This is a genomic window from Bradyrhizobium sp. ERR14, assembly GCF_014198235.1.
Classification (GTDB): domain Bacteria; phylum Pseudomonadota; class Alphaproteobacteria; order Rhizobiales; family Xanthobacteraceae; genus Bradyrhizobium.
In genome coordinates this window covers 542,423-562,017 of sequence record NZ_JACIHD010000002.1, presented here as the reverse complement: position 1 = coordinate 562,017, position 19,595 = coordinate 542,423, and the positions used below count along the sequence as shown (strand labels likewise).

The window sequence follows — 19,595 nt, the reverse complement described above, 5'->3', positions numbered from 1 at the left end:
AAATATCGACAATGATGCCGGAGGGCCGCGCGACGCGCAGGCTGCTGCGGCGAAGACTTGTGCATGGCAACAAGCTGGGATCCCAGCTCAATATCGGGAGAAAGAGAAATGCGTCGAATTGCACTCTTGGCTCTGATTGCAGGATTGTTCGTGCCGGTGATTGCATCGCCGGCTCATGCCCAGGCCACCAGAACGTGGGTGTCCGGCGTGGGCGATGACGCCAACCCCTGCAGCCGCACCGCCCCATGCAAGACCTTTCCCGGGGCGATCTCGAAGACGGCGGCGGGCGGCGAGATCAATTGTCTCGACTCCGGCGGTTTCGGCGTCGTGACCATCACCAAGGCGATCTCGATCTATTGCGAAGGGGTTGTCGGCGGCATCCTCGCAGCGGGTAGCTCCGGCGTCATCGTCAACGCCGCCGCGACCGATCACATCGTGCTGCGCGGCCTGGACATCGACGGATTCGGAACCGGCATCAAGGGCGTCAACATCCTCCAGGCGGCCTCGGTGGTCATCGAGCATTGCTTCATCAGGAACTTCAACAGCGCGGGCGGGGTCGGCGTCTTCGTCAACCCGTCGAACTTCAACTCGATGCTGATGATCCGCGACAGCGTGATCTCGCACAACGGCACCGCCGCCGACGGCGCCGGGATCAGCATCAATACAAACGGCGGCAGTTCGCGGAGCCTGATCATCAATACGGCCATCCACAAGAACTTCGTCGGGGTGAACGTGCAGGGATCGGCCAACGTCCAGATCAACAACACCAACATCTCGGAGAATCTGGGTACGGGCGTCGCCCTTACCGGCGGTGCGGGAGTGCGAATCGGCCGCTCGGTGATCGTCAACAATCTGGGGGCGGCGACCTCCGGCAACGTGCTGTCGTATCTGGATAACCAGATCAACGGCAACAATCCGGACACGACCCCGGCGACCGCCGGCGGGTATCACTAGGTCCTTCGAAGCTTCTAGCCTGGCAACAACGTCAAGTTTTTCCGTTCAATTTTGGAGGTTCAATATGCGTCGTATTGCTCTATGGACTCTTGTCGCGGGATTCCTCTTGCCATTCGCCGTGTCGCAGCCGGCTCATGCCCAGGCGACCAGAACGTGGGTCTCTGGGGTCGGCGATGACGTCAATCCGTGCAGCCGCACCGCGCCGTGCAAGACCTTCGCCGGTGCGATTTCGAAGACCGCCGCGGGCGGCGAGATCAATTGCCTCGATTCCGCGGGCTTCGGCACGGTGACCATCACCAAGGCGATGACGATCTACTGCGAAGGTGTCGTCGGCAGCATCCTTGGGTCCGGCACCAACGGCGTCAACATCAACGCTGCGGCGACCGATCACATCGTACTGCGCGGCCTCGACATCGAGGGAGCCGGCACCGGCGTCAAAGGCGTCAACATCCTCCAGGCGGCCTCGGTCGTCATCGAGCATTGCTTTATCAGGGACTTCAACGGCGCGTCGGGAACCGGCATCTTCTCCAATCCGTCGAACTTCAACTCGATGCTGATGATCCGCGACACCGTCATTTCGCACAACGGCACTGCGGCTGCTGGCGCGGGGATCAGCATTAACACCAATGGCGGCAGCACCCGGGTGCTGATCAACAACACGGCCATCCACAACAACTTCGTCGGCGTGAACGTGCAGGGATCGTCCAACGTCCAGGTCAACAACAGCAACATCTCCGAGAATCTCAGCACCGCCTTTGCCCTCAGCGGCACTGCGGGAGCCCGGATCGGCCGCTCGGTGATCGTCAACAATCTCGGCGCAGCCACCACCGGCAACGTGTTGTCCTATCTGGACAACCAGATCAACGGCAACAATCCGGACACGACGCCGGCTACGGCTGGCGGGTATCACTAGGCCCACCCAATCGACGAGCTCCGGGCGCGATGCGCCCGGAGCTTTTTTGTGTCTGGCACCGCTATGGATTTCGGGATGCCTGCAGACTAGTCTGGCTACATATGCAGGGAGCGCGGGCGGCATGAAGACCCTCGACAGCCAGAATCCGGGGTTTTGCCGTGCGGCGCCGCAGGAGCGCGGTTTTTGGCGAAGGGCGGGGTGGGGTTGGGCCGCCATTCTGCTGACGCTGACCTTCGCGATCCCGGCCCATGCCCAATCGTTCCGCCAGGGCGTCTCCGCTTTCCATCGTCAGGACTATGTCACGGCATCCCGCATCTTCATTCCGCTCGCCGAGCGGGGCAACGCGGCTGCACAGTCCTATCTCGGTTTCCTGTTCGAGACCGGCCGCGGCGTGCCGCAGAACTACACGGAAGCCGCGATGTGGTACCGGCGCGCGGCGGAGCAGGGCGACAGCCGCGCTCAATATTCGCTGGGGCTGCTCTACGACCGCGGCCAGGGCGTGCCGCAGGATATCGTCGAAGCCTCCAAATGGCTCAATCTGTCCACGGCCGCCGCACCTCCGCCGGCGCGCGAGGCGCGAGCCAGGATCCGTGATGCCGTCACCACGAAGATGACGCGCGGAGAGATCGCGCAGGCCCGCCTGCGCGCGCTGGAATGGGCGCCGAGCCGCGAGCACTGACCGCCACGTAAACTCCGCAAGGCGCGTACCGTCAGGTAAGTCATTGATAACGCTGCCCCCGTCTACTGTGCATGGGGTTGTTTTCGCGTTTTGATGTGGAGCAGGACCCGCAATGGTCCCGATCCTCGCCTTCAGCCCGGCCAGCCGCCGAGCCAGTTCGTGTACCAGGTCTCGCCCAGCCAACCGATCCAGATCGCCGGCGCCAGGAACAGCCCGAAGGGCAGGAAGGCCGTGGCGCGCAGCGGCTTCCGTCGCAGGGCCGCGCTGACGACATAGGCGCCGATCGCGAGCAACGCCGCAAGCTCGATCACCGCGACCACGGTCGCAAGGTCGAGCCAGGCGCCACCGACCGCGGCGAGCTTGACGTCGCCGAGCCCCAGCCCATCGCGGCCGCGCCAGCGGCGGTAGAGCACCATCAGCATCAGCAGCGGCAGCCCCGTGGCTGCGGCGCGGGTCAGCGGCCAGAGCAGCGCCTCCGCGCCGATATCGGGCACGAACGCGCCGGCACGGAGCAGCCCGAGCGCGAAGGCGGCGCCCGTCAGCTCGTTCGGAATGCGACAGTGGCGCGCATCGTTCGCCGCGACCGCAAGCATCAGGGCGGCCAGGAACGCGCCGTACAGGCCTTCGGCGCCCGGGGCAGTGACGAGGCTTGCGAACACGCTGAGCAGCAGGGCGATGGCGAGCGCGAGCGCAGGGCCCATCGCGACCTTCACCGCCTGATCCGTCACGCCCTAGCGCGCCGCCTTGGGCGGGTTCACGGTGACCACGGGATTGCTGGTGCCGACCAGGCGGCTGTTCATCTTGCTGCGCATCTCCTCCGCAATGACGTGCGCATCGACGCCGTCCTTGATGACGGTCGGGCGGATGAACAGGATCAACTCGGTGCGGGCGCGCGTAGTGCCCTGGTGCGAGAATGCGTCGCCGACGCCGGGAATGGAATCGAGGATCGGAATGCCCTGGCGTTGCCTGTTCTCGGTCTCGCTGATCAGGCCGGCGAGCAGCACGGTCTGGCCGCTCGTCACCGCGATCGAGCTCTTGACCCGGCGCTGCGAGATCGTCGGCGTCAGCGAGCCGGTGCTGCCGGCCGCGACGCTCGAGATCTCCTGCTCGATGTCGAGCACGACATTGCCGTTGGCGTTGGCGCGCGGGAGCACGCGCAGGATGATGCCGGTGTTCTTGTAGTCGATGGTGTTGACGACGGTGTTGTTCGCGGTCAGCACGGTCGCGGTGCCGGTCGAGAACGGCACCTGGTCGCCGACCTGCAAGGTCGCCGGCTGGTTGTCCAGCACGACCAGCGACGGGTTGGACAGCACCTTGACGGTGGTGACGTTGTGGAGCGCATCGAGCACCACGCGCGGGGAGTTTTCCGCGCCGATCAGAAAGTTGAAGCCGGGCAGGGCGCGGCCGAGCAGCGCGCCGGCGGCAGCGTTGACCGCGCCGGTCTGCTGCTCGATGTTGCTGCCGACCGCGGCGCTGTTGCTGACGCCGCCGATGACGTTGGAGACCGAGCCGTGCTTGCTGGCGATGAAGAACTGGACGCCGTAGTTCAACGCGTCGTTCAGCGTGACTTCGGCAATCGTCGCCTCGATCGCGATCTGGCGCTGCGGCCGGTCGATTTGCCGGATCGTCTGCTCGACGACGCGCTGCGATTCCGCGTTGGCATAGACCAGCACCGCGTTGTTGGTGACGTCGGCCGTGATCCGCACGTTCTGAAGGATGGCATTGTTGACGGGCTTTGCGCCGGTGCCGAGCAGCGAGCCGGAGCCGTTGTCCTGGCCGGGTACGCCGGCCGCCGCCGGGGCGGGGCGCGCGGCCAGCGACGAGCCGGGAGCGCCGGTGACCGGGGTTGCGGCGCCTGAGGCTGCGGTCGGAAGTGCGCTGAGCGAGGCGATCGGATTGGTCCCGGACGAGGACGTCGCGATGCCCGAGCCGGGCGAGATCTGGCCCGCGGAATTGTCGAGCGAGGAGCTGCTGGTCGCGCTCTGGCTGAACAGGATCTCATTCAGCAGCGCCACCACGGCCTTGGAGTTGCCGTAGCGCAGCGGATAGGATTTCAGGTTCACGCCGTCAGTGTCGGAGCGGTCGAGCCGCGCGATCCATGTCTGCGCGCGCTTGAGGTATTCGGGCTTCTGGCTGACCACCAGGATCGAGTTGAGCCGGCCGATCGGCTGGAATTTCACCACGTTCTGGCCCAGGCCGCCTTCGCCTGAATCCATGATCTTTTCGATCTCGGCAATAAGCGGCTCCGGCGTCGAGTTCCGCACGGGGAAGATGCCGACCGATTGCCCGCGCATCCAGTCGGCGTCGAAGGAGAGAATGGTGTCGACCGCGGTCGCCCGGTCGGTGCCGCTGCCGCTGACGAGCAGCGTGTTGCGGGCGCTGTCGGGACGCATGGTCTGGGCCTTCACGCCGAAGGCATCGAGCAGCTTGAAGATGTTCTGCGCCGAGACGTAGCGCAGCGGCACCACGGTGACGCCCTGGCCGGCGGCGGCGTTCAACGAGCGGTCGACGCCGCCCGGACCGGCCTCCGGCGCCGGCAGCAGGCGATAGCCGGTGCGGTCACGGACCAGCGCGACACCGGACATGCGTAGCGCGTTCTCCAGCACGTAGAGTGCATCCGCCTTGGGCACCGGCCGCACCGAGGCCAGGGTCACGGTTCCCTGTACCCGCGGGTCGATCGTGTAGCCGACATTGAGTACATCACCAAGGATGACCTTGGCGACGCTGGCGACCGGCGCGTTCTCGAAATTGAGGTCGTAGCCGCTGCCGCCGGCATCGTCGCGCTCGGCCAGCGTGCCGCCTTGCGGCGTTGCACCATCGCTGAGATAGATCGCCGGCTTCGATGATCTTGCCTGCGCAATGCCGCTGGCGCCTGCATCCGCAGGTTGACGCGGCTGGAGATCGAGAGAGCGGACCTTGTCGGCGATATCCTGGGCGCGCGGGTCCTTTGGATCGGCTTCGATCGACTGGTCGGCGGTCACGATGCAGGCGCCGAGCACGAAGGCGGACGACAATAGCAGGAGCGTTCCAGACAACGCTGAGCGAAGGCGCAAAAGCGGTTGGACCACCTTAAACAAAATACGCCTGCCAACGCTGGAAGTGACTGAAAATTGCGTCCGATCCCCCTTGGTTCGGACGCGCAATAATTTGCGCCACGATTATGTTTTTGCTAATAAATAAGTCAAGGGCAAAGGGCGCTCCATGTCCCGTCGAGGTTGTTGCATTCAGGTAACAAGGTCAATGCTGTGAATGCGATGCGCGACCGCTCCGCAGATAGCTTCCGACAGCACCTCCTGGAAAAATACTCATTGCCGCCGCGGGCGCATGCCCATGTCGACAAATCAGCCAATCCCGCGCTCACGCGTCCCTTGCGTGAATTGTGGGAGGCCACCGATCTTTCCGCGGCCGAATTCGCAGATGAAGTCTCCGACCATTTTGGTCTGCCGCGGCTGAGCCTTCCGCAACTGCTCGCGGCCACGCCTTGCCTCGACGGCTTCTCGCGCCGCTTCCTGCGTGAATCCACCATCTTTCCCTTCAGTGCGCCCAACGATGTTTTCCGGCTGGCTGTCGCCGACCCCTCCGACACGGCGGCCATTCGCGCCGCCGAAATCGTGTTCGGAGCACCGGTCGATGTCGTCGTCGCCTCATACGAGGATATCACCACCGTCCTCGATCAACGGGCCGATGCCGACGATGCAAATGCCGATCGAAGCGGCAGGAGCGTTGCGCAGCAGTCCGACGACGACATCGAGAGCCTGCGCGATCTCGCCAGCGGTGCGCCGGTGGTGCGCGCGCTCAACGATCTCCTGGAGCGCGCGGTCGACTTGCGTGCCAGCGACATCCACGTGGAGCCGTTCCGTGCCGGTCTTACGGTGCGCATGCGCGTCGACGGCCTGTTGCGCGCGCTGCCGTCGCCGCACGGCATTCCGCCGCAGGCGCTGATCTCGCGCATCAAAATTCTCGCCAGCCTCAACATCGCCGAGCGGCGCCTGCCGCAGGACGGCGCTGCCCGCGTGCGGGTCGGGCGCAGCGAGATCGACGTCCGCGTCGCGACCATGCCGACACAGCACGGCGAGAGCGCCGTCATCCGCCTCTTGCCGCGCGACCGTGGCCTCCTTGAGATGAGCAAGCTCGGTCTCGCCGCGCGCGACGAAAGCGTGATGACGCGGCTGCTCGCGATGCCGCACGGCATGATCGTGGTCACGGGACCGACCGGCAGCGGCAAGACCACGACGCTCGCGACCATGCTGTCGATCCTGAACGAACCCACCCGCAAGATCCTCACCATCGAGGATCCGGTCGAGTACGAGATTCCCGGCATCAACCAGTCCCAGGTCAAGCCGTCGATCGGGCTGACATTCGCCTCGGCCATGCGCGCCTTCGTCCGCCAGGACCCCGACGTGATCATGGTCGGCGAGGTCCGCGACGCCGAGACCGCGCATATCGCGATCCACGCGGCACTCACCGGCCATCTCGTTCTGACGACGCTGCACACCGAGACCGCCGCGGCCGCCGTGCCGCGCCTGATCGATCTCGGCATCGAGGGCTTCCTGCTGAAGTCGACGCTGCGCGCCGTGGTGGCGCAGCGCCTGGTGCGCGTGCTGTGCGATCGCTGCAAGGTCCCGCATGCGCTGACCGAGGCGGATCTCGCCGAGGATCCGCGCTTTGCGGTGATCGGCTTCAAGTGCGGCGAGGTCGTGCATGAGGCCGGCGGCTGCGAACGCTGCGGCGGCACCGGGTATCGCGGCCGCAACGGCGTGTTCGAGATCCTCGAAATGTCCGACGAGGTGCGCGCGCTGATCGGCCCGCAGACCGACTCCCATTCGATCGACGCCGCGGCAATGCGCGGCGGCATGACGACGATGCTGGAGGATGCGGTGGCCAAATGCCGGGCGGGGCTTACCACCGTGCCCGAGGTCTTCCGCGTCACGACGGTGCGCTAACGCATGCCGAACTATCGCTACCGCGCGCTCAACGCCAACGGCGAACTGGTCTCCGGCGCCATCGCAGCGCCCGCGCCCGGCGACGTCGCGCAGCGGATCGAGCGGCTCGGTCTCGTGCTGGTCGACAACGTTACGCCGGAAGAGGGCGGCTCGGCGGGCCGTGTGTTCAGCCTCTTCAACAGGCCGAAGCCCGAAGACGTCACCATCTTCACCCGCGACCTTGCGCTGCTGCTGCGCGCCGGCGCCCGCATCAACGACGGACTGGAGCTGCTCGCGGCCGATCCCGATTTCGGCCGGCTGCGTCCGGTCGTTGCGGACATTCGTTCGCGCGTCGTCGCGGGCGAGAGCTTTGCCGAAGCGCTGGCGCGGCATGAGGGGCTGTTCCCGCCGATGTATATCGCGCTGGTGCGGGTCGGCGAGGCCTCGGGATCGCTGGACCAGGTGCTGGAGGTGCTGGCCGGCGAGCGCACCCGCAGCGAGGCGTTGCGACGGCGGCTGTCGGATGCAATCCGCTATCCCCTGTTCGTGCTGGGAGCGGCGGGCTGCGTGCTGTTGTTCTTCCTCACCTTCGTGCTGCCGCAGTTCGCATCCGTGTTGCAGGATTTCGGCGCCAAGATCGATCCCGTCGTCGGCGTCTTCCTCAACATCTCCACCTTCCTGCGCGGCAATTCCGATGCGGTGCTGGCTGGTCTTGCGGCCACTATCGGGGTGGCGTGGCTCCTGCTCCGGCAAGAGCGCGTTCGCCGCGCCGTCGCCAATGCGATCACGCGGCTGCCGGCAATCCGCAACGTGATGAGCGCGTACCGGACGGCACTGTTCTGCCGCAATCTCGGCCTGCTGCTCGGCAGCGGCGTCAATCTCACCATCACGCTGCGAATCCTCGTCGACATGATGGCGACCACAGGCCCGTCCGCGGTCTGGAGCGATGCCGCCGACCGCGTTCGCCATGGCTCGAAGCTGTCCGACGCGCTGGCCGAGACCGAGGCGCTGCCCGCAATGGCGGTGCGCATGCTCCGGCTCGGCGACGAGACCGGGCAATTGCCGATGCTGTCGGGCCGCGTCGCTGAATTCTACGAGGCCAAATTGCAGCGCACGCTGGATCGCGCCGTCGGCATCGCGGGCCCGGCGGCGATCATCGCGATCTCGCTGGTCGTCGGCGGCCTGATCACGTCGGTGATGACGGCACTGATGTCGGTGAGCCAGATTGTCGGTTGAATTGATAGTTGGAGGATTTGAGGTGACGAAACATCGATCGTCAAAACGGGGCCGTCGGCGCGCGGGCCGCGGGGAGGCGGGCTTCACCCTGGTCGAGATGCTGGTCGTCATCACCATCATCGGGATGATCATGGCGTTGGTCGGCCCGCGGGTGCTGAACTATCTCAGCGAGTCCAAGGCCAAGGCGGCGAAGATCCAGATCGAGAGCTTCTCCAGCGCGCTCGATCTCTACTTTCTCGATCTCGGCCGCTATCCCACCTCAAACGAAGGCCTCTCCGCGCTGACCCGCAACTCCAACCAGGCCGGCTGGAATGGGCCCTATTTGCGCGGCGGCGTGGTGCCGAGCGATCCCTGGGGTCACATCTACGTCTATCGCGCGCCGGGCGCGAGCTCGCCTTATGAGATCATCTCGCTGGGATCCGACGGTCAGGAAGGCGGCAGTGGAACGGCGGCCGACATTGTCAGCGGCGCGCGCTGAGGGCATTGGCGAGACGCGCGGCTTTGCGCTGATCGAGATCCTGTGCGTGCTCGCGATCATCGGCCTGCTCGCGGCCATCATCCTGCCGGCTGTCCCGCGCACGACGACGCGGGCCAGGCTGGAGAGCTATGCGGTCGAGACCGCGGCGCTGCTGAAAGCCGACCGCAACGCCGCGCTGCGCCGGCAAACCAGGGTGGCGACCCAGGTGGATGCGGAGGCGCGCGCGATCCGTTCCGGCGTCACCGGGCGGACCATCCGCTTGCCCGGCGACGTGGTGGTGCAGGCGATGCTGGCCTCCCGCTGTGCCGACCGGGCCGCGGGGCGGTCGATCGATTTCTTTCCATCGGGCATGTCGTGCGGCGGGGTGATCGCGCTGGCGCGGCCCGGCATGGGATATGAGGTGCGCGTCAACTGGCTGACTGGAGGCGTGGAGATTGTCCCGCAGAAGCTGCTCTGATAGCGCCGGCTTCACCCTGATCGAAGCGCTGGTCGCGCTCGCGATCATCGCGGTTGTGCTGGGGACGATCGGCTCCGTCATCGCCACGACGGCAAAGGGCACGCGCGCGATCGACCAGCGTCTGGCACTCGCCGGTACCGCCGAGACCCTGCTTGCGGACCTGCCGGCGCGCTCCCTGCTGAAGCCCGGCCGGCGCAGCGGCGATCTCGCCGGCAGCCGCTGGCGGGTCGACGTTGCGCCAATGAACGTGCCAGGCGGCGATCCCGCCAGCGATCGCTTCGTGCCATTGGCCGTCAATCTGCGCCTTCAGCACGCCGACGGCAGCGCCATCCAGGTCACGACGGTGAAGCTGGTGCCGAGGGCTTCGCAATGAAAAGCCTGGCAATGAAGCGGCTGCGCCGCGCATTGGCCGATGAGGCCGGCTTCACCCTGCTCGAAGTGTTGCTCGCAACCCTGCTGATGACCGTCATCCTGGCAGCGCTGGCGACCGTGACGGCGCAATGGCTGCCGAACTGGAATCGCGGCATCGCTCGCGTGCAGCGAGCCGAGCGTCTCGCAACCGGGCTCGACCGCATCGTCGCCGATCTGTCCGTTGCCGAGCAAATTACAGTGAATGGCGATGCCAGGGTGCCGCTATTCGACGGCGCCGAATTGTCGGTCACCTTCCTGCGCACGGCCATCGGACCGAGCACGCGTCCGGGCCTCGAATTCGTCCGCCTGATCGAAAAAGCCGACGCGCAGGGACTCGCGCTGGTGCGCGAGCGCGCGCCGTTCCAACCGATGCCGACCGACGGACAGATCCGCTTCGTCGATCAGGTCGTGCTGATCCGGGCGCCGTTCCGCGTGAGCTTCGCTTATGCCGGACCGGACGGTCAGTGGCAGCCGATTTGGCGCGGGCAGGCGCAGCTTCCGGACCGCATCCGTATCACCGTGCGCGACAGCGGGACCGGGCAGGTGCTCGCGGTCTCGGGCGCGGTAGTCCCGCACATCACGGCGCCGGCCGAATGCGCGCGGGCCAAGAATCCGGCGACTTGCGTCACGGCCCGCACTCGGCCGCAGCAGGCGGAGAAACAGGAGCAGCAGCTGTGAGCGGCGCAAGGCGCGACCAGGCTACGCTTGCCGACGGCCGCGGCTTCATCGTCGTCGCGGTGCTCTGGATGCTGGCGGCGCTGGCGGCGTTGGCGCTGATCTACCTGACCTACGTTACCAACACGGCGGTCACGGTCGCCGTGAATGCCGACAGGGTGCAGGCCGATGCGCTGGTGAACGCGGGGATCGAACTTGCGGCCTACCGTCTGACTGCGCAGAACGAGGCGACGCGTCCGACCAGCGGCACGTTCAATGCCCGCGTCGGAGCCGGTCGGGTGAGCGTGACGTTCCGCTCGGAGGCTGCGCGCGTCGATCTCAACATGGCGCCGAAGCCGCTGCTGTCGGGCCTGATGACGGCGCTCGGTGTGTCCGCGACGGATGCGCCCGTCTATGCCGACCGGATCCTCGCCTGGCGCTCGTCGACGGAGCCCGGCCAGGACAATCCGGAGGATTCCTACTATCGCACGCTCGGCGCGCCCTATCTGCCGCGCCACGCGCCGTTTCCGCACAGCGAGGAGCTCTGGCTGGTGCGCGGCATTCCGGCCGCGGTCGTGGAGCGTGTGCTGCCCTTCGTCACCGTGTTCAGCAACATGCGGGCGGTGAACGTGCTCGACGCCGCGCCGCAGGTGGTGGCGGCGCTGCCGGGCATGACGCCCGGGATGCTGCAACAGGTGCTGCGCGACCGCGCCGACCCGAACGTCGATTCCCGTGCCCTGGTCGGGCTTGCCGGCGGCACCAATGCGACGGTCGAGGGCTCGAAGGCGTACCGGCTGACGGTCGCGGTCGAGCTGCCGTCGCATCGGCGGAGCTCGGCCGAGATCGTCATCCTGCTTCTCGAAAGCGGCGATGAGCCGTATCGTGTATTGTCGTGGCACAACGCCGTCGACGGCTCCGCCGGAAAGCCTCTGTGAGATGAGCTCGCTCGATTCCCTTCGCGCCATTCTCGATGCCTGGACCGGCACCGTGGCCGCTACGGTCGTGCGCGCCCTGGAGCGGACCGTGTCGCCGCGGGTGGTGCGGCTGGTCGAAAGCGAGACCGGTGCATTCGCGCTGGAGGCGGCGAAGGCGGAGAACGCCCCGAAGGAGATCGCGTTCGCGGACGGCAAGTTCACAGGCGCCAATCTCGCGCAGATCGTCCGCGGCAGCCGCGTCGAGATCGTGCTGCAGTCCTCGCGCTTCCTGTTTCGTCCGCTGGAGCTGCCGGCGCGCGCGGCCGATTTCCTCGACGGTATCGTGCGGGCGCAGATCGACCGGCTGACGCCGTGGAACGCGAGCGAAGCCGTGTTCGGCTGCCGCGCCCCGGCGCCGCATGGCAGCGACAGCATCACGACCGAGATCGCCGCGGCGCCGCGCAAGGTGGCGATGAGCTATGTCGAGGCCGTGGCGTCCTTCCATCCGTCGGCGGTCGCGATCGCGACGGAGGCGACTGCGGGCGGACGCATCAAGGTGTTCGAGCAGAGATCGCGCGGCGCGGTCGACCCGGCGCGGCTGAGCCGGGCGCTGCAGGCGGTGCTGGCTCTCACTGCCGTCGCAGCGGTGGCCGGATCGGTCGCCGCAAGCTATCTGGCCGACAGCCTCAGCGCGCAGGAGAGGGAGCTCGAACGGCAGATCACCCAGCGCCGCGCCGCGCTCCGCGGCAGCGACGGCGGCGAGCGCTCGCCGCTCGCACTGCTCGAACGCCGCAAATACGAGACGCCGGCCAGCGTAATCGTGCTGGAAACGCTGAGCCGGGTGTTGCCGGACCACACCTATGTCACCGAGCTGCATCTGGCGGGCAACAAAGTACAGATCGGCGGCATCACCCGCGATGCGCCCTCGCTGATCCCCTTGATCGAGCAGTCGCAGCATTTCACCCGCGCGACCTTTTACGCCCCGACCACGCGCAACTCCTCCGATCCCGGTGAGCGCTTCCATATCGAGGCGCAGATCGAGCCGAGGAACGTGCCATGAGCAGCGCAAAGGCCGCTGGCAACAATGCGATTGCGCGGGCGCTCGCGAGCTCGCCGCTGATCGCGGTCACGCTCTATGTGGCGGTTGCCGGCGCGCTGTTGCTGACGGCGGGGCTGTCGATCGCTGAAATTCTCGCCCATCGCCAGGCGCTGGCGCAGACCTCGAACCTGCTCGACCAGTTTCGCGGCCGCAAGGGCGGCACCAAGAACGCCGCGGCGGCGATGGCCGAGCATCCCGGTACGCCCTTCCTGGAGGGGCCGACCGTGACGGTCGCCGGCGCCAATCTGCTGCAGCGCGTTGCCGCTGCGGTCGGCAATGTCGGCGGCCAGGTTCAGTCCTCGCAGGTCGATGTGTCCGGCGCGCAAGCGAAGGACGGCTTCGTCGGCCTCGTCGTGAGCTGCGAGCTCGAGCAGCCGGCGCTCCAGAGGCTGCTCTACGATCTCGAGGCCGGCATGCCGTTCCTGTTCGTCGATCAGCTTGACGTCCAGGTGCCGCAGACCACGGCGCTGAGCGACGCCGGCACAGGGCGCGTCAGGGTGATTTTGGGCGTCTCGGGCCAGTGGCAGGCGGGGAAATAGGACGCTAGGCTTTTGTTTAGACGCGTTTTCTTCACACGAACCGGTATCCACTTCGCTCGAAAACGCTCTGGATCAACTCACCAGGAGTACTTGAACACGCCCTTGCCGGAATAGCTGGTGAGGTTGCCGGAGAACTCGCCGTCGAAGGTGCCGGCGATCGAGAAGCCGCTCAGCCATTTCATCTCGGCGCTGGCGCTGACCAGCGCGGAGTCGGCATCGACCCTGGCGCCGTTCACGACGAAGCTGGTGCCCGGCAGGGTCTGGAACAGCGCGGTGACGGCGCGGCCCGGATTGTAGTCGTGCGCCCAGGCGGCGCGGCCACGCAGCGTCAGCACGCCGTTCTGCATCGCATACGATTTGTCGGTGCGCAGGCCGAGCTCGGAGCGGGTGTCGGTCAGCGATTGCGAAGCGTAATTCAGCGCGAACAGCCCGCCGCCATTGAGGCTGACTTCGGAATAGTTCGGCAGGTTGAAGTTCGTCACCTGCGCCGCAGCGTAGGGCGTGATGCCGATCAGCGGCGTCGTGAAGCGATAGCCGCCCTCGAAGCGGGCCGAGAACGTGTCGGCCTTGAAGCGGCCCTGGAGCTGGTCGAAGCCGCCCGGCGCTACGGTGCGGTTGGTGGTGACGTCATGCCAGCCATAGGCGAGTGCAGCCGAGATGTAGGCCGGTCCGAAATTGTGCCGGCCATAGACGCCGGCCTGGAATAGGTCGGCCGAGCCCGAGCCCATTGCATTGGCGAGCGAGTAGTTCAGCCCGCCGCCGCCGAGCGCGAAGCCGACCAGCGTGTCGACCGAGACCCGATAGTCCGCGCCGGCCGCGCCGCCCCAGACCCGCGCGGTCAAATCCTGCGAGCCGACCGTGGCATTGCCGCCGACCTCGGCCGAGCCGCCATACCCCGCCGTCCAGACGCTCCAGCGGCTGCTCGGCTGCGAGGACAGTAGCGGCGCCTTGGTCGCCATCGCATAAGCCTCGCGCTCGCGCGCGGTGGCCGGCCGCATCGACGCATAAGAGGCTGCGTTATCGCTCTCGGCAAACTGGGGGACCCTGCCCGCCTTGGCGAAGCCGCCGCTGCGTCCCACGACGGTCGGGTCGAGCATCAGGTTCAGGAACTGGCCGTCGGCATTGATCGCGGACTGGATGATGCCGGTGCCGAGCTCGCCCGAGGCGGTGGTCAGCCCCGCCGGTGACAGCGCGGCGAAGGCCGCGGGAATGCCGCCGGTGGTGTTGAAGAAATTGGTCAGCGTGTTCGCGACGTTCTGCTGGTTGACGTTGAGCCCGCCGCCTTGCGCGAAATTGACGTTGACGTTGAGGAACACGTTGTTGGTGTTGTAGCTCAGCGTCGCGTTGAGCGTCGGCATGTTCGACAAAACGGTCGGGTTGAAGGTGCTGCCGCCCAGGGTGCCGGCCGCGGTCAGGATCGTGTACTGCTTCTTGACCGTCCCCGAGGTGAAGTTCGCGCGCACGGTCGCGCCGCCGAGGTCGGTCGCACCGGTGACCTGGGTGAGGCTGGCGTTGGTCGAGGAGACCTGCACCAGATAGGTCGAGGCGGCGGTAAAGGTCAGCGATCCGCTGATCGTCATCGGGCCGAACGGGCTCGCCGCGCTGCCGGGCGCCAGCGTACCGCCATTGACCGCGACGCCGGCGATCGTGCCGCTGCCGGCGAGGGTGCCGCCGGCGTTGACGGTGACCGGGCTATTCAGGATCGAGCCGTCCACCACCAGCGTGCCACCGTTCACGGCGGTAGCGCCCGTGTAGGTGTTGGCGCCGGTAAGCGTCTGCGTGCCGCCGGCGAGCGTGAGGCCGCCACCCGCGGCGCCATCGTCGATGACGCCGGCGAAGGTGCCGTTGCCGTTCGTGATCGTCAGTGTGTTGGCGCTGAGACTGACGTTGCCCGAGCCTGACAGCGACTTGATTGAGGTGCCGGTGCTCAACGATGAGATGTCGAAGATGCCGTTGGCGATGACATTGCTCGAGGTCGCGATGCGGCCGTCGCTGCCGCCGCTGTTGACGAGAGCCAGCTCGCTGCCGCTCGCGATCGTCGTGGTGCCCGTATAGGTGTTAACGCCGTAGAGCTGCTGTACGGCTCCATTCGCAATCACGAGGTTGCCGCCGGTGCCACCACCGATGCCGCCATCCTGGATCACGCCGCCAAAGGAGTTGCCGACCGTGACGGTCAGCGTCTTCGATCCAAGCGCAACGACTCCGTTGGCGCCGAATGAGAAGAGCTGGGTGACTGACGCGCCCGACGTGGTCTGGGAAATATCGAAGGTCGCGCCTGCGCCGGCAAATCCAATGTAGAGCGAATTCGCGATCGAGCCACTGCCTTTCAGCGCCAGCGTCGCACCCGCGTCGATTTGCGTGGGACCGCTATAGGTATTTGCGCCAGACAGCGTCTGCGTTCCACCGAAAACCTCGAGCCCACCGGTGCCCTGGATCACGCCTGCGAACTCGGTCGAGCCGTTGGTGATCACCAGCCCGTTGGTGCCCATGTTGACGAGGCCGGAAGAGCTGCCGGCGAGCGTCGTGATGGCGTTGAACGGAACCGCGGACGCGGAGATGTCGAACGTCGCGTCCACCGTGACTACGCTGGATGACGAGATGCTGCCAAAGCCCGAGATCGCGAGCGTTCCGGCCGAGATCGTGGTTGCGCCGGTATAGGTGTTGGTGCCGGCCAGCGTCAGCGTGCCGGTGCCGACCTTGGTCAGGCCGCCGGTGCCGGAGATGATGCCGTCGACCTGGGTCGAGGTGTTGAGGCTGCCGGTGGTGAGCGTGTTGGCGCCGAGAACATAATTGCCGGCGCCCTCGATCGAGCCGGCCGTTGTTCCGCCGCTGGTCAAGCCTGAGATGTCGACGGTGCCGCCGGCATTGGTGATGAACTTGGCGCTGCCGCCGCTAGACGTGCCCGAGAAGTTCGTCGTCGCGCCGTTGTTGGTGGTGATCGTGGCGCTGCCTGCGGTGGCGGAGCCGTCGAAATTCACCGTTCCGTCGTTGATGATGGACGAGGTGGCGGCTGTGGTGGTGTTGTGGAAGTTCAGCACCCCGCCTGCGCCGTTGTTGATCGTCGCGGTGCCGGCCGAGGCGTTGGTGAAGAAATCGATCTGACCGGTGGCGTTGTTGGTGATCTGGGCGCCGCCGGCGGAGGCCGAATCCTCAAACGTGACGAAGCCGCTGTTGGCGAGACTTGCCGTTCCCGCCGTGCTGTCCTGGATGAAGTTGACGTTGCCGCCGACATCGTTCGTGATCGTCACGGCCCCGGCGCCGCCGCTCGCGGTGCTGCTGTTCTGGAATACCAGATTGTTGCCGGAGGTGACCTGAAAGGTCTGGGTATTGACCGTATCGTTGTTGATGATGCCCGTGGCGTTGACGATGAACGGGTTGCCGATCGTGAATGTATAAGCCTGCGAGGTGTTCGCGAACTGGATCGTGCCGATGCTGACGACACTGTTGTTGTTGTCGACCGCCGTGCTTCCGGTGTTGGTGAAGGTTGCGGTCTCGTCGGGTACGCTCGGATTGGAGGACCAGTTGGTCGGATCCGTCCAGTCGGAGAAGCCGCCGGTCCATGTGCCGTCCACGGCGTGCGCGGCGACGACGCCGAGCGCCGTGGTGGCGAGGAGCGTGGCCAGCGAGTGGCGCATGACGGATCGCAGCCCGTATCCGATCCTCCCACCTGCCATTCTCGGTCCAGCCATCCGCTCGTCTCAAATCAGCAAAGAAATCATCGCAAACATGCAACCGGAGCCCGTGCCGGGGCCCGGCGCCCATGCCATGATCTCATGGCGCCGCAACGGTCTGCAATGAACGGATATCCATTTGCGCCGGCTTCCTCCCTGTTCCGCTTTGCATTTTCAGCCATCGTGGCCATCGGGCAACATATTCATGCTTTGCAACAGGTGCGGGGCAGATTGGGGCCTGCGCGTCGTCTTGGGCGGGACGGCGTGGGTTGATGACGCCGCCGATCGGAACTAGTTTGGCGCGGATGCCTCGCCGTCGCGTGGCGCGGCCGGTGGTCGCAGGGGAATGTCGATGTCCAGGTGGCTGAGGCCGACAGGATTGGCCGCGCTGTGCATGGTTCTGGGCATGGCCGGGACCATGGCGGCCACCTCATCGCGCGTGGATGTCTTGTCGGACGACGCGGCGGGCAATCCTGCTGAAAGTGTCGATGTCGGGACGATGAAGCCGATCGCGCGGCCCGCGCAGCAGGCGCCAGGCAAGCCCATTCCTCGCGGCAATCCGCTGTGGTCGGTGCCGCTCTCGGCGCTGACCGCGACCCAGGAACGCCCGATCTTCTCGGCCATGCGCCGGCCGCCGCCGCGCGCTGTCGCCGCATCACCGGTCGAGGAAAGTCCGGCGCCGCCGCCCAAGCCGGTCGAGGCGCCGCCGCCCTTGTCGCTGGTCGGGGCCGTGGTGGGCGAGGGCGATGCGATCGCAATTCTCGTCAACCGCACCGATCAGAAGGTCGTGCGTCTGCGACAGGGCGAATCGCTCGCAGGCTGGTCGCTAACGTCGGTGCAGCCGCGCGAGGTGACGTTCAAGCAGGGTGAGCGCAGCGAGGTGCTGGTGCTCCAGCGGCTGGAAGCCGCCGCTCCCCCGCCGCCGCCTGCGGAGGCCGTGGGCAAGCTGATGATGCCAGGCCCGTCCGATCCGTCCTTCTCCCCCTTCGTGCCGCGTTCGACGCCGAAGAACGGCGAGTCGGATGGGCTCTGAGGGCTTGTGGGCGCGCGGCCGATTGCTTGACGGGAAGGACGCGGCTTGACCGACAAGCAAATTGACGCGCCCGGCACGGCCGACGGTTCGAGCAGACCTGCCGGCATCAGTCGCGGCCGCCGCCTCTTGCAGGGCTGGTCCGCCAACCTGGTCCAGATGGCGCTGGGCCTGTCTCAGCAGCTCCTGCTCATCCCGGCGTTCCTGCATGTCTGGACCGGCGACATGCTCGCGGCCTGGCTCGCGATCTATGCGGCGGGAAGCCTCGTCGTCGTGGCGGATGCCGGATTGCAGCTTCGCGCGATCAACCGCTTTCTCGCGTTCAAGGCTTGCGCCGATTGCGACGGGCGCACCGCGAATTTCTATTCGGCCCTGCTGCGGATCTATCTCGCCATCGTGGTGGTGTTGGGGGGCCTCTTGTGCGCGGCTGTGGTCCTGGCGCCGCCATCGGCCGTGCTCGGCTTTCAGGCCGCGCCGACATTCGATGCAGCGATGCTGGTGATGACGCTGGGCATGCTTCTGACCGTGCCCGCCAACCTCGTTTCCGGCCTCTATCGGGTGCGCGGCCATTATGGCCGGACGGTCTGGCTGCAGAACGCCGCGCTGCTGCTTGGGCAGATCGCCCAGCTCGCGGCGCTCGCCTTGTTCGGCAGCCTGCTTGCCGTTGCGATCGCCTTCGTGTCGATGCAGCTCCTGTTTGCGATCCTGCTCGCTGCATTCGACGCGCCGCGACTGTTCCCGTTCCTGCGCCGCGCCGGCAAGCCGCCTTTGGTGTCGCCATCGCTGCGCTGGAGCCTCGGGCAATTCGGCCGCGCGGTGCCTTTTGCAGTCGCCAACATCACCGAGCTTGCGCTCGTCAATGTTCCGGTGCTGCTCGTCTCCGCGCTGGTCACGAACCGCGTCGCGGTGGCGCAATGGGGCCTGACGCGCGTGATCGCGAGCCTGGTGCGCGGCCTCTGCCTCCAGGTGACGCTGCCGCTCGCCGCCGAGCTCGGCCACGACCACGCGGTCGGCGACAAGGATCGGCTGCGCCGGCTCTATGCCCATGGCTCGGTGTTCGTGACAGCCCTTGCCTGCTTGATCGTCGCGGGCCTGCTGCCGTTCTGGCCGGACTTCTTCGCGTTGTGGACCCATGGCAGCATCCCCTATGACGCGCCGCTCACGGTGACGCTGCTGCTCGGCTCGGCGGCCGTCGCGCCATCGCTGCTGGCTCTGGTCTTTGCCAATCACAGCAATCGCGGCGATCTCCTGATCCGGACCAAGGGACTTCAGCTTGTCGTCTTTTTGGCGCTGTCCTTCGTCCTGATCCCGCATCTGGGGCCGCTTGGTGCCGCGCTCGCGGTGGTCGCAAGCGACGTCCTCATCCAGTTCGGACTGCTCGCGCTGATCGTCATGCGCCAGACCCTGCATCATCCGGGAAGGCACATCGCCTTCCTGATGCTCATGGCCGTTGTTATCGTGGGAGCAGGCTGGCTGATCGGGCAGGCGATCATCGCGCTGGTGCCGGGCAGCGGGCTCGTGCACTTCATCGTGGAATGCGCGATCTGGCTGGCCGCGGTCGGCATGCTCGCAAGCTCGCTGTTGAGCACAACTCTGCGCGAGCGGTTGCGGGCGCTGATTCCTGCCTAGCTGTTGCTA

18 protein-coding genes are annotated in these 19,595 nt (G+C 66.5%); 15 read left to right on the top strand and 3 right to left on the bottom strand.

Annotated features, from left to right (window positions below; translation table 11 throughout):
• Positions 1 to 108 precede the first annotated feature (108 nt).
• The 3 genes from GGD62_RS08840 (at position 109) to GGD62_RS08830 (ending at position 2,546) form a co-directional block, all read left to right on the top strand.
• Positions 109 to 954: a right-handed parallel beta-helix repeat-containing protein gene (locus GGD62_RS08840; RefSeq protein WP_183708051.1), complete on the top strand. Its 846-nt coding sequence runs from the start codon at positions 109 to 111 to the stop codon at positions 952 to 954.
• A gap of 64 nt (positions 955 to 1,018) precedes the next feature.
• Complete coding sequence (locus GGD62_RS08835) at positions 1,019 to 1,867, top strand: right-handed parallel beta-helix repeat-containing protein (protein WP_246800020.1); 849 nt, start codon at positions 1,019 to 1,021, stop codon at positions 1,865 to 1,867.
• A gap of 121 nt (positions 1,868 to 1,988) precedes the next feature.
• Positions 1,989 to 2,546: a tetratricopeptide repeat protein gene (locus GGD62_RS08830; RefSeq protein WP_183708049.1), complete on the top strand. Its 558-nt coding sequence runs from the start codon at positions 1,989 to 1,991 to the stop codon at positions 2,544 to 2,546.
• Between the two features lie 131 nt (positions 2,547 to 2,677).
• Here GGD62_RS08830 and GGD62_RS08825 read toward each other — a convergent pair whose 3' ends face one another.
• Together GGD62_RS08825 and gspD are read right to left on the bottom strand one after the other, a co-directional pair.
• A complete protein-coding gene (locus GGD62_RS08825) occupies positions 2,678 to 3,274 on the bottom strand; it encodes an A24 family peptidase (protein WP_312014254.1) in 597 nt (198 codons plus the stop codon).
• A 3-nt stretch (positions 3,275 to 3,277) separates the two neighbouring features.
• Complete coding sequence (gene gspD / locus GGD62_RS08820) at positions 3,278 to 5,560, bottom strand: type II secretion system secretin GspD (protein ID WP_246800019.1); 2,283 nt, start codon at positions 5,558 to 5,560, stop codon at positions 3,278 to 3,280.
• A 240-nt stretch (positions 5,561 to 5,800) separates the two neighbouring features.
• On the opposite strand from gspD, the gene GGD62_RS08815 reads away from it, so the two are divergent.
• Genes GGD62_RS08815 through gspM form a run of 9 tightly spaced genes read left to right on the top strand, consistent with a single transcriptional unit; the run spans position 5,801 to position 13,256 of the window.
• Entirely contained in the window at positions 5,801 to 7,489 is a 1,689-nt protein-coding gene (locus tag GGD62_RS08815; RefSeq protein WP_210317765.1) for an ATPase, T2SS/T4P/T4SS family, read from the top strand.
• 3 nt (positions 7,490 to 7,492) lie between these two features.
• Entirely contained in the window at positions 7,493 to 8,704 is a 1,212-nt protein-coding gene (locus tag GGD62_RS08810; protein WP_183708046.1) for a type II secretion system F family protein, read from the top strand.
• A 22-nt stretch (positions 8,705 to 8,726) separates the two neighbouring features.
• Positions 8,727 to 9,182 (top strand): type II secretion system major pseudopilin GspG, encoded by a 456-nt coding sequence (gspG, locus tag GGD62_RS08805; RefSeq protein WP_183257304.1) that lies wholly within the window; start codon positions 8,727 to 8,729, stop codon positions 9,180 to 9,182.
• Positions 9,145 to 9,639: a prepilin-type N-terminal cleavage/methylation domain-containing protein gene (locus GGD62_RS08800; RefSeq protein ID WP_095425671.1), complete on the top strand. Its 495-nt coding sequence runs from the start codon at positions 9,145 to 9,147 to the stop codon at positions 9,637 to 9,639. Before gspG ends, GGD62_RS08800 begins: the two co-directional genes overlap by 38 nt.
• Complete coding sequence (locus tag GGD62_RS08795) at positions 9,617 to 10,012, top strand: prepilin-type N-terminal cleavage/methylation domain-containing protein (protein ID WP_183708044.1); 396 nt, start codon at positions 9,617 to 9,619, stop codon at positions 10,010 to 10,012. Before GGD62_RS08800 ends, GGD62_RS08795 begins: the two co-directional genes overlap by 23 nt.
• On the top strand, positions 10,009 to 10,728 hold the full coding sequence (locus GGD62_RS08790) for a general secretion pathway protein GspJ (RefSeq protein WP_246788788.1): 720 nt from the start codon (positions 10,009 to 10,011) through the stop codon (positions 10,726 to 10,728). Before GGD62_RS08795 ends, GGD62_RS08790 begins: the two co-directional genes overlap by 4 nt.
• Complete coding sequence (locus tag GGD62_RS08785; protein WP_183257301.1) at positions 10,725 to 11,639, top strand: type II secretion system protein GspK; 915 nt, start codon at positions 10,725 to 10,727, stop codon at positions 11,637 to 11,639. The genes GGD62_RS08790 and GGD62_RS08785 overlap by 4 nt, the downstream gene beginning before the upstream one ends.
• Before the next feature lies 1 nt (position 11,640).
• Entirely contained in the window at positions 11,641 to 12,678 is a 1,038-nt protein-coding gene (locus GGD62_RS08780; protein WP_183708042.1) for a PilN domain-containing protein, read from the top strand.
• Positions 12,675 to 13,256, top strand: a complete 582-nt coding sequence (gspM, locus tag GGD62_RS08775; protein ID WP_183708040.1) for a type II secretion system protein GspM — start codon at positions 12,675 to 12,677, stop codon at positions 13,254 to 13,256. The genes GGD62_RS08780 and gspM overlap by 4 nt, the downstream gene beginning before the upstream one ends.
• Before the next feature lie 77 nt (positions 13,257 to 13,333).
• On the opposite strand, the gene GGD62_RS08770 is transcribed toward gspM, so the two are convergent.
• On the bottom strand, positions 13,334 to 16,891 hold the full coding sequence (locus GGD62_RS08770; RefSeq protein ID WP_246800018.1) for an autotransporter outer membrane beta-barrel domain-containing protein: 3,558 nt from the start codon (positions 16,889 to 16,891) through the stop codon (positions 13,334 to 13,336).
• On the opposite strand from GGD62_RS08770, the gene GGD62_RS08765 reads away from it, so the two are divergent.
• From GGD62_RS08765 to GGD62_RS08755, 3 genes are all read left to right on the top strand, one after another.
• Positions 16,890 to 17,054 (top strand): hypothetical protein, encoded by a 165-nt coding sequence (locus GGD62_RS08765; RefSeq protein WP_183708257.1) that lies wholly within the window; start codon positions 16,890 to 16,892, stop codon positions 17,052 to 17,054. The two genes, GGD62_RS08770 and GGD62_RS08765, sit on opposite strands and share 2 nt — an antisense overlap.
• Positions 17,055 to 17,279: 225 nt before the next feature.
• Positions 17,280 to 17,960, top strand: a complete 681-nt coding sequence (locus GGD62_RS08760) for a hypothetical protein (protein WP_183708038.1) — start codon at positions 17,280 to 17,282, stop codon at positions 17,958 to 17,960.
• Between the two features lie 45 nt (positions 17,961 to 18,005).
• A complete protein-coding gene (locus tag GGD62_RS08755) occupies positions 18,006 to 19,586 on the top strand; it encodes a hypothetical protein (RefSeq protein ID WP_183708036.1) in 1,581 nt (526 codons plus the stop codon).
• Positions 19,587 to 19,595: the final 9 nt, after the last annotated feature.

What these genes read in the sequence shown, in the direction of transcription:
- GGD62_RS08780 (WP_183708042.1), top strand. Translation starts at nt 11,641, where the DNA reads ATGAGCTCGCTCGATTCCCTTCGCGCCATTCTCGATGCCTGGACCGGC.
- GGD62_RS08835 (WP_246800020.1), top strand. Translation starts at nt 1,019, where the DNA reads ATGCGTCGTATTGCTCTATGGACTCTTGTCGCGGGATTCCTCTTGCCA.
- gspM (WP_183708040.1), top strand. Translation starts at nt 12,675, where the DNA reads ATGAGCAGCGCAAAGGCCGCTGGCAACAATGCGATTGCGCGGGCGCTC.
- GGD62_RS08840 (WP_183708051.1), top strand. Translation starts at nt 109, where the DNA reads ATGCGTCGAATTGCACTCTTGGCTCTGATTGCAGGATTGTTCGTGCCG.
- GGD62_RS08830 (WP_183708049.1), top strand. Translation starts at nt 1,989, where the DNA reads ATGAAGACCCTCGACAGCCAGAATCCGGGGTTTTGCCGTGCGGCGCCG.
- GGD62_RS08770 (WP_246800018.1), bottom strand. Translation starts at nt 16,891, where the DNA reads ATGCGCCACTCGCTGGCCACGCTCCTCGCCACCACGGCGCTCGGCGTC.
- GGD62_RS08790 (WP_246788788.1), top strand. Translation starts at nt 10,009, where the DNA reads ATGAAAAGCCTGGCAATGAAGCGGCTGCGCCGCGCATTGGCCGATGAG.
- GGD62_RS08760 (WP_183708038.1), top strand. Translation starts at nt 17,280, where the DNA reads ATGTCCAGGTGGCTGAGGCCGACAGGATTGGCCGCGCTGTGCATGGTT.
- GGD62_RS08765 (WP_183708257.1), top strand. Translation starts at nt 16,890, where the DNA reads ATGACGGATCGCAGCCCGTATCCGATCCTCCCACCTGCCATTCTCGGT.
- GGD62_RS08810 (WP_183708046.1), top strand. Translation starts at nt 7,493, where the DNA reads ATGCCGAACTATCGCTACCGCGCGCTCAACGCCAACGGCGAACTGGTC.
- GGD62_RS08815 (WP_210317765.1), top strand. Translation starts at nt 5,801, where the DNA reads ATGCGCGACCGCTCCGCAGATAGCTTCCGACAGCACCTCCTGGAAAAA.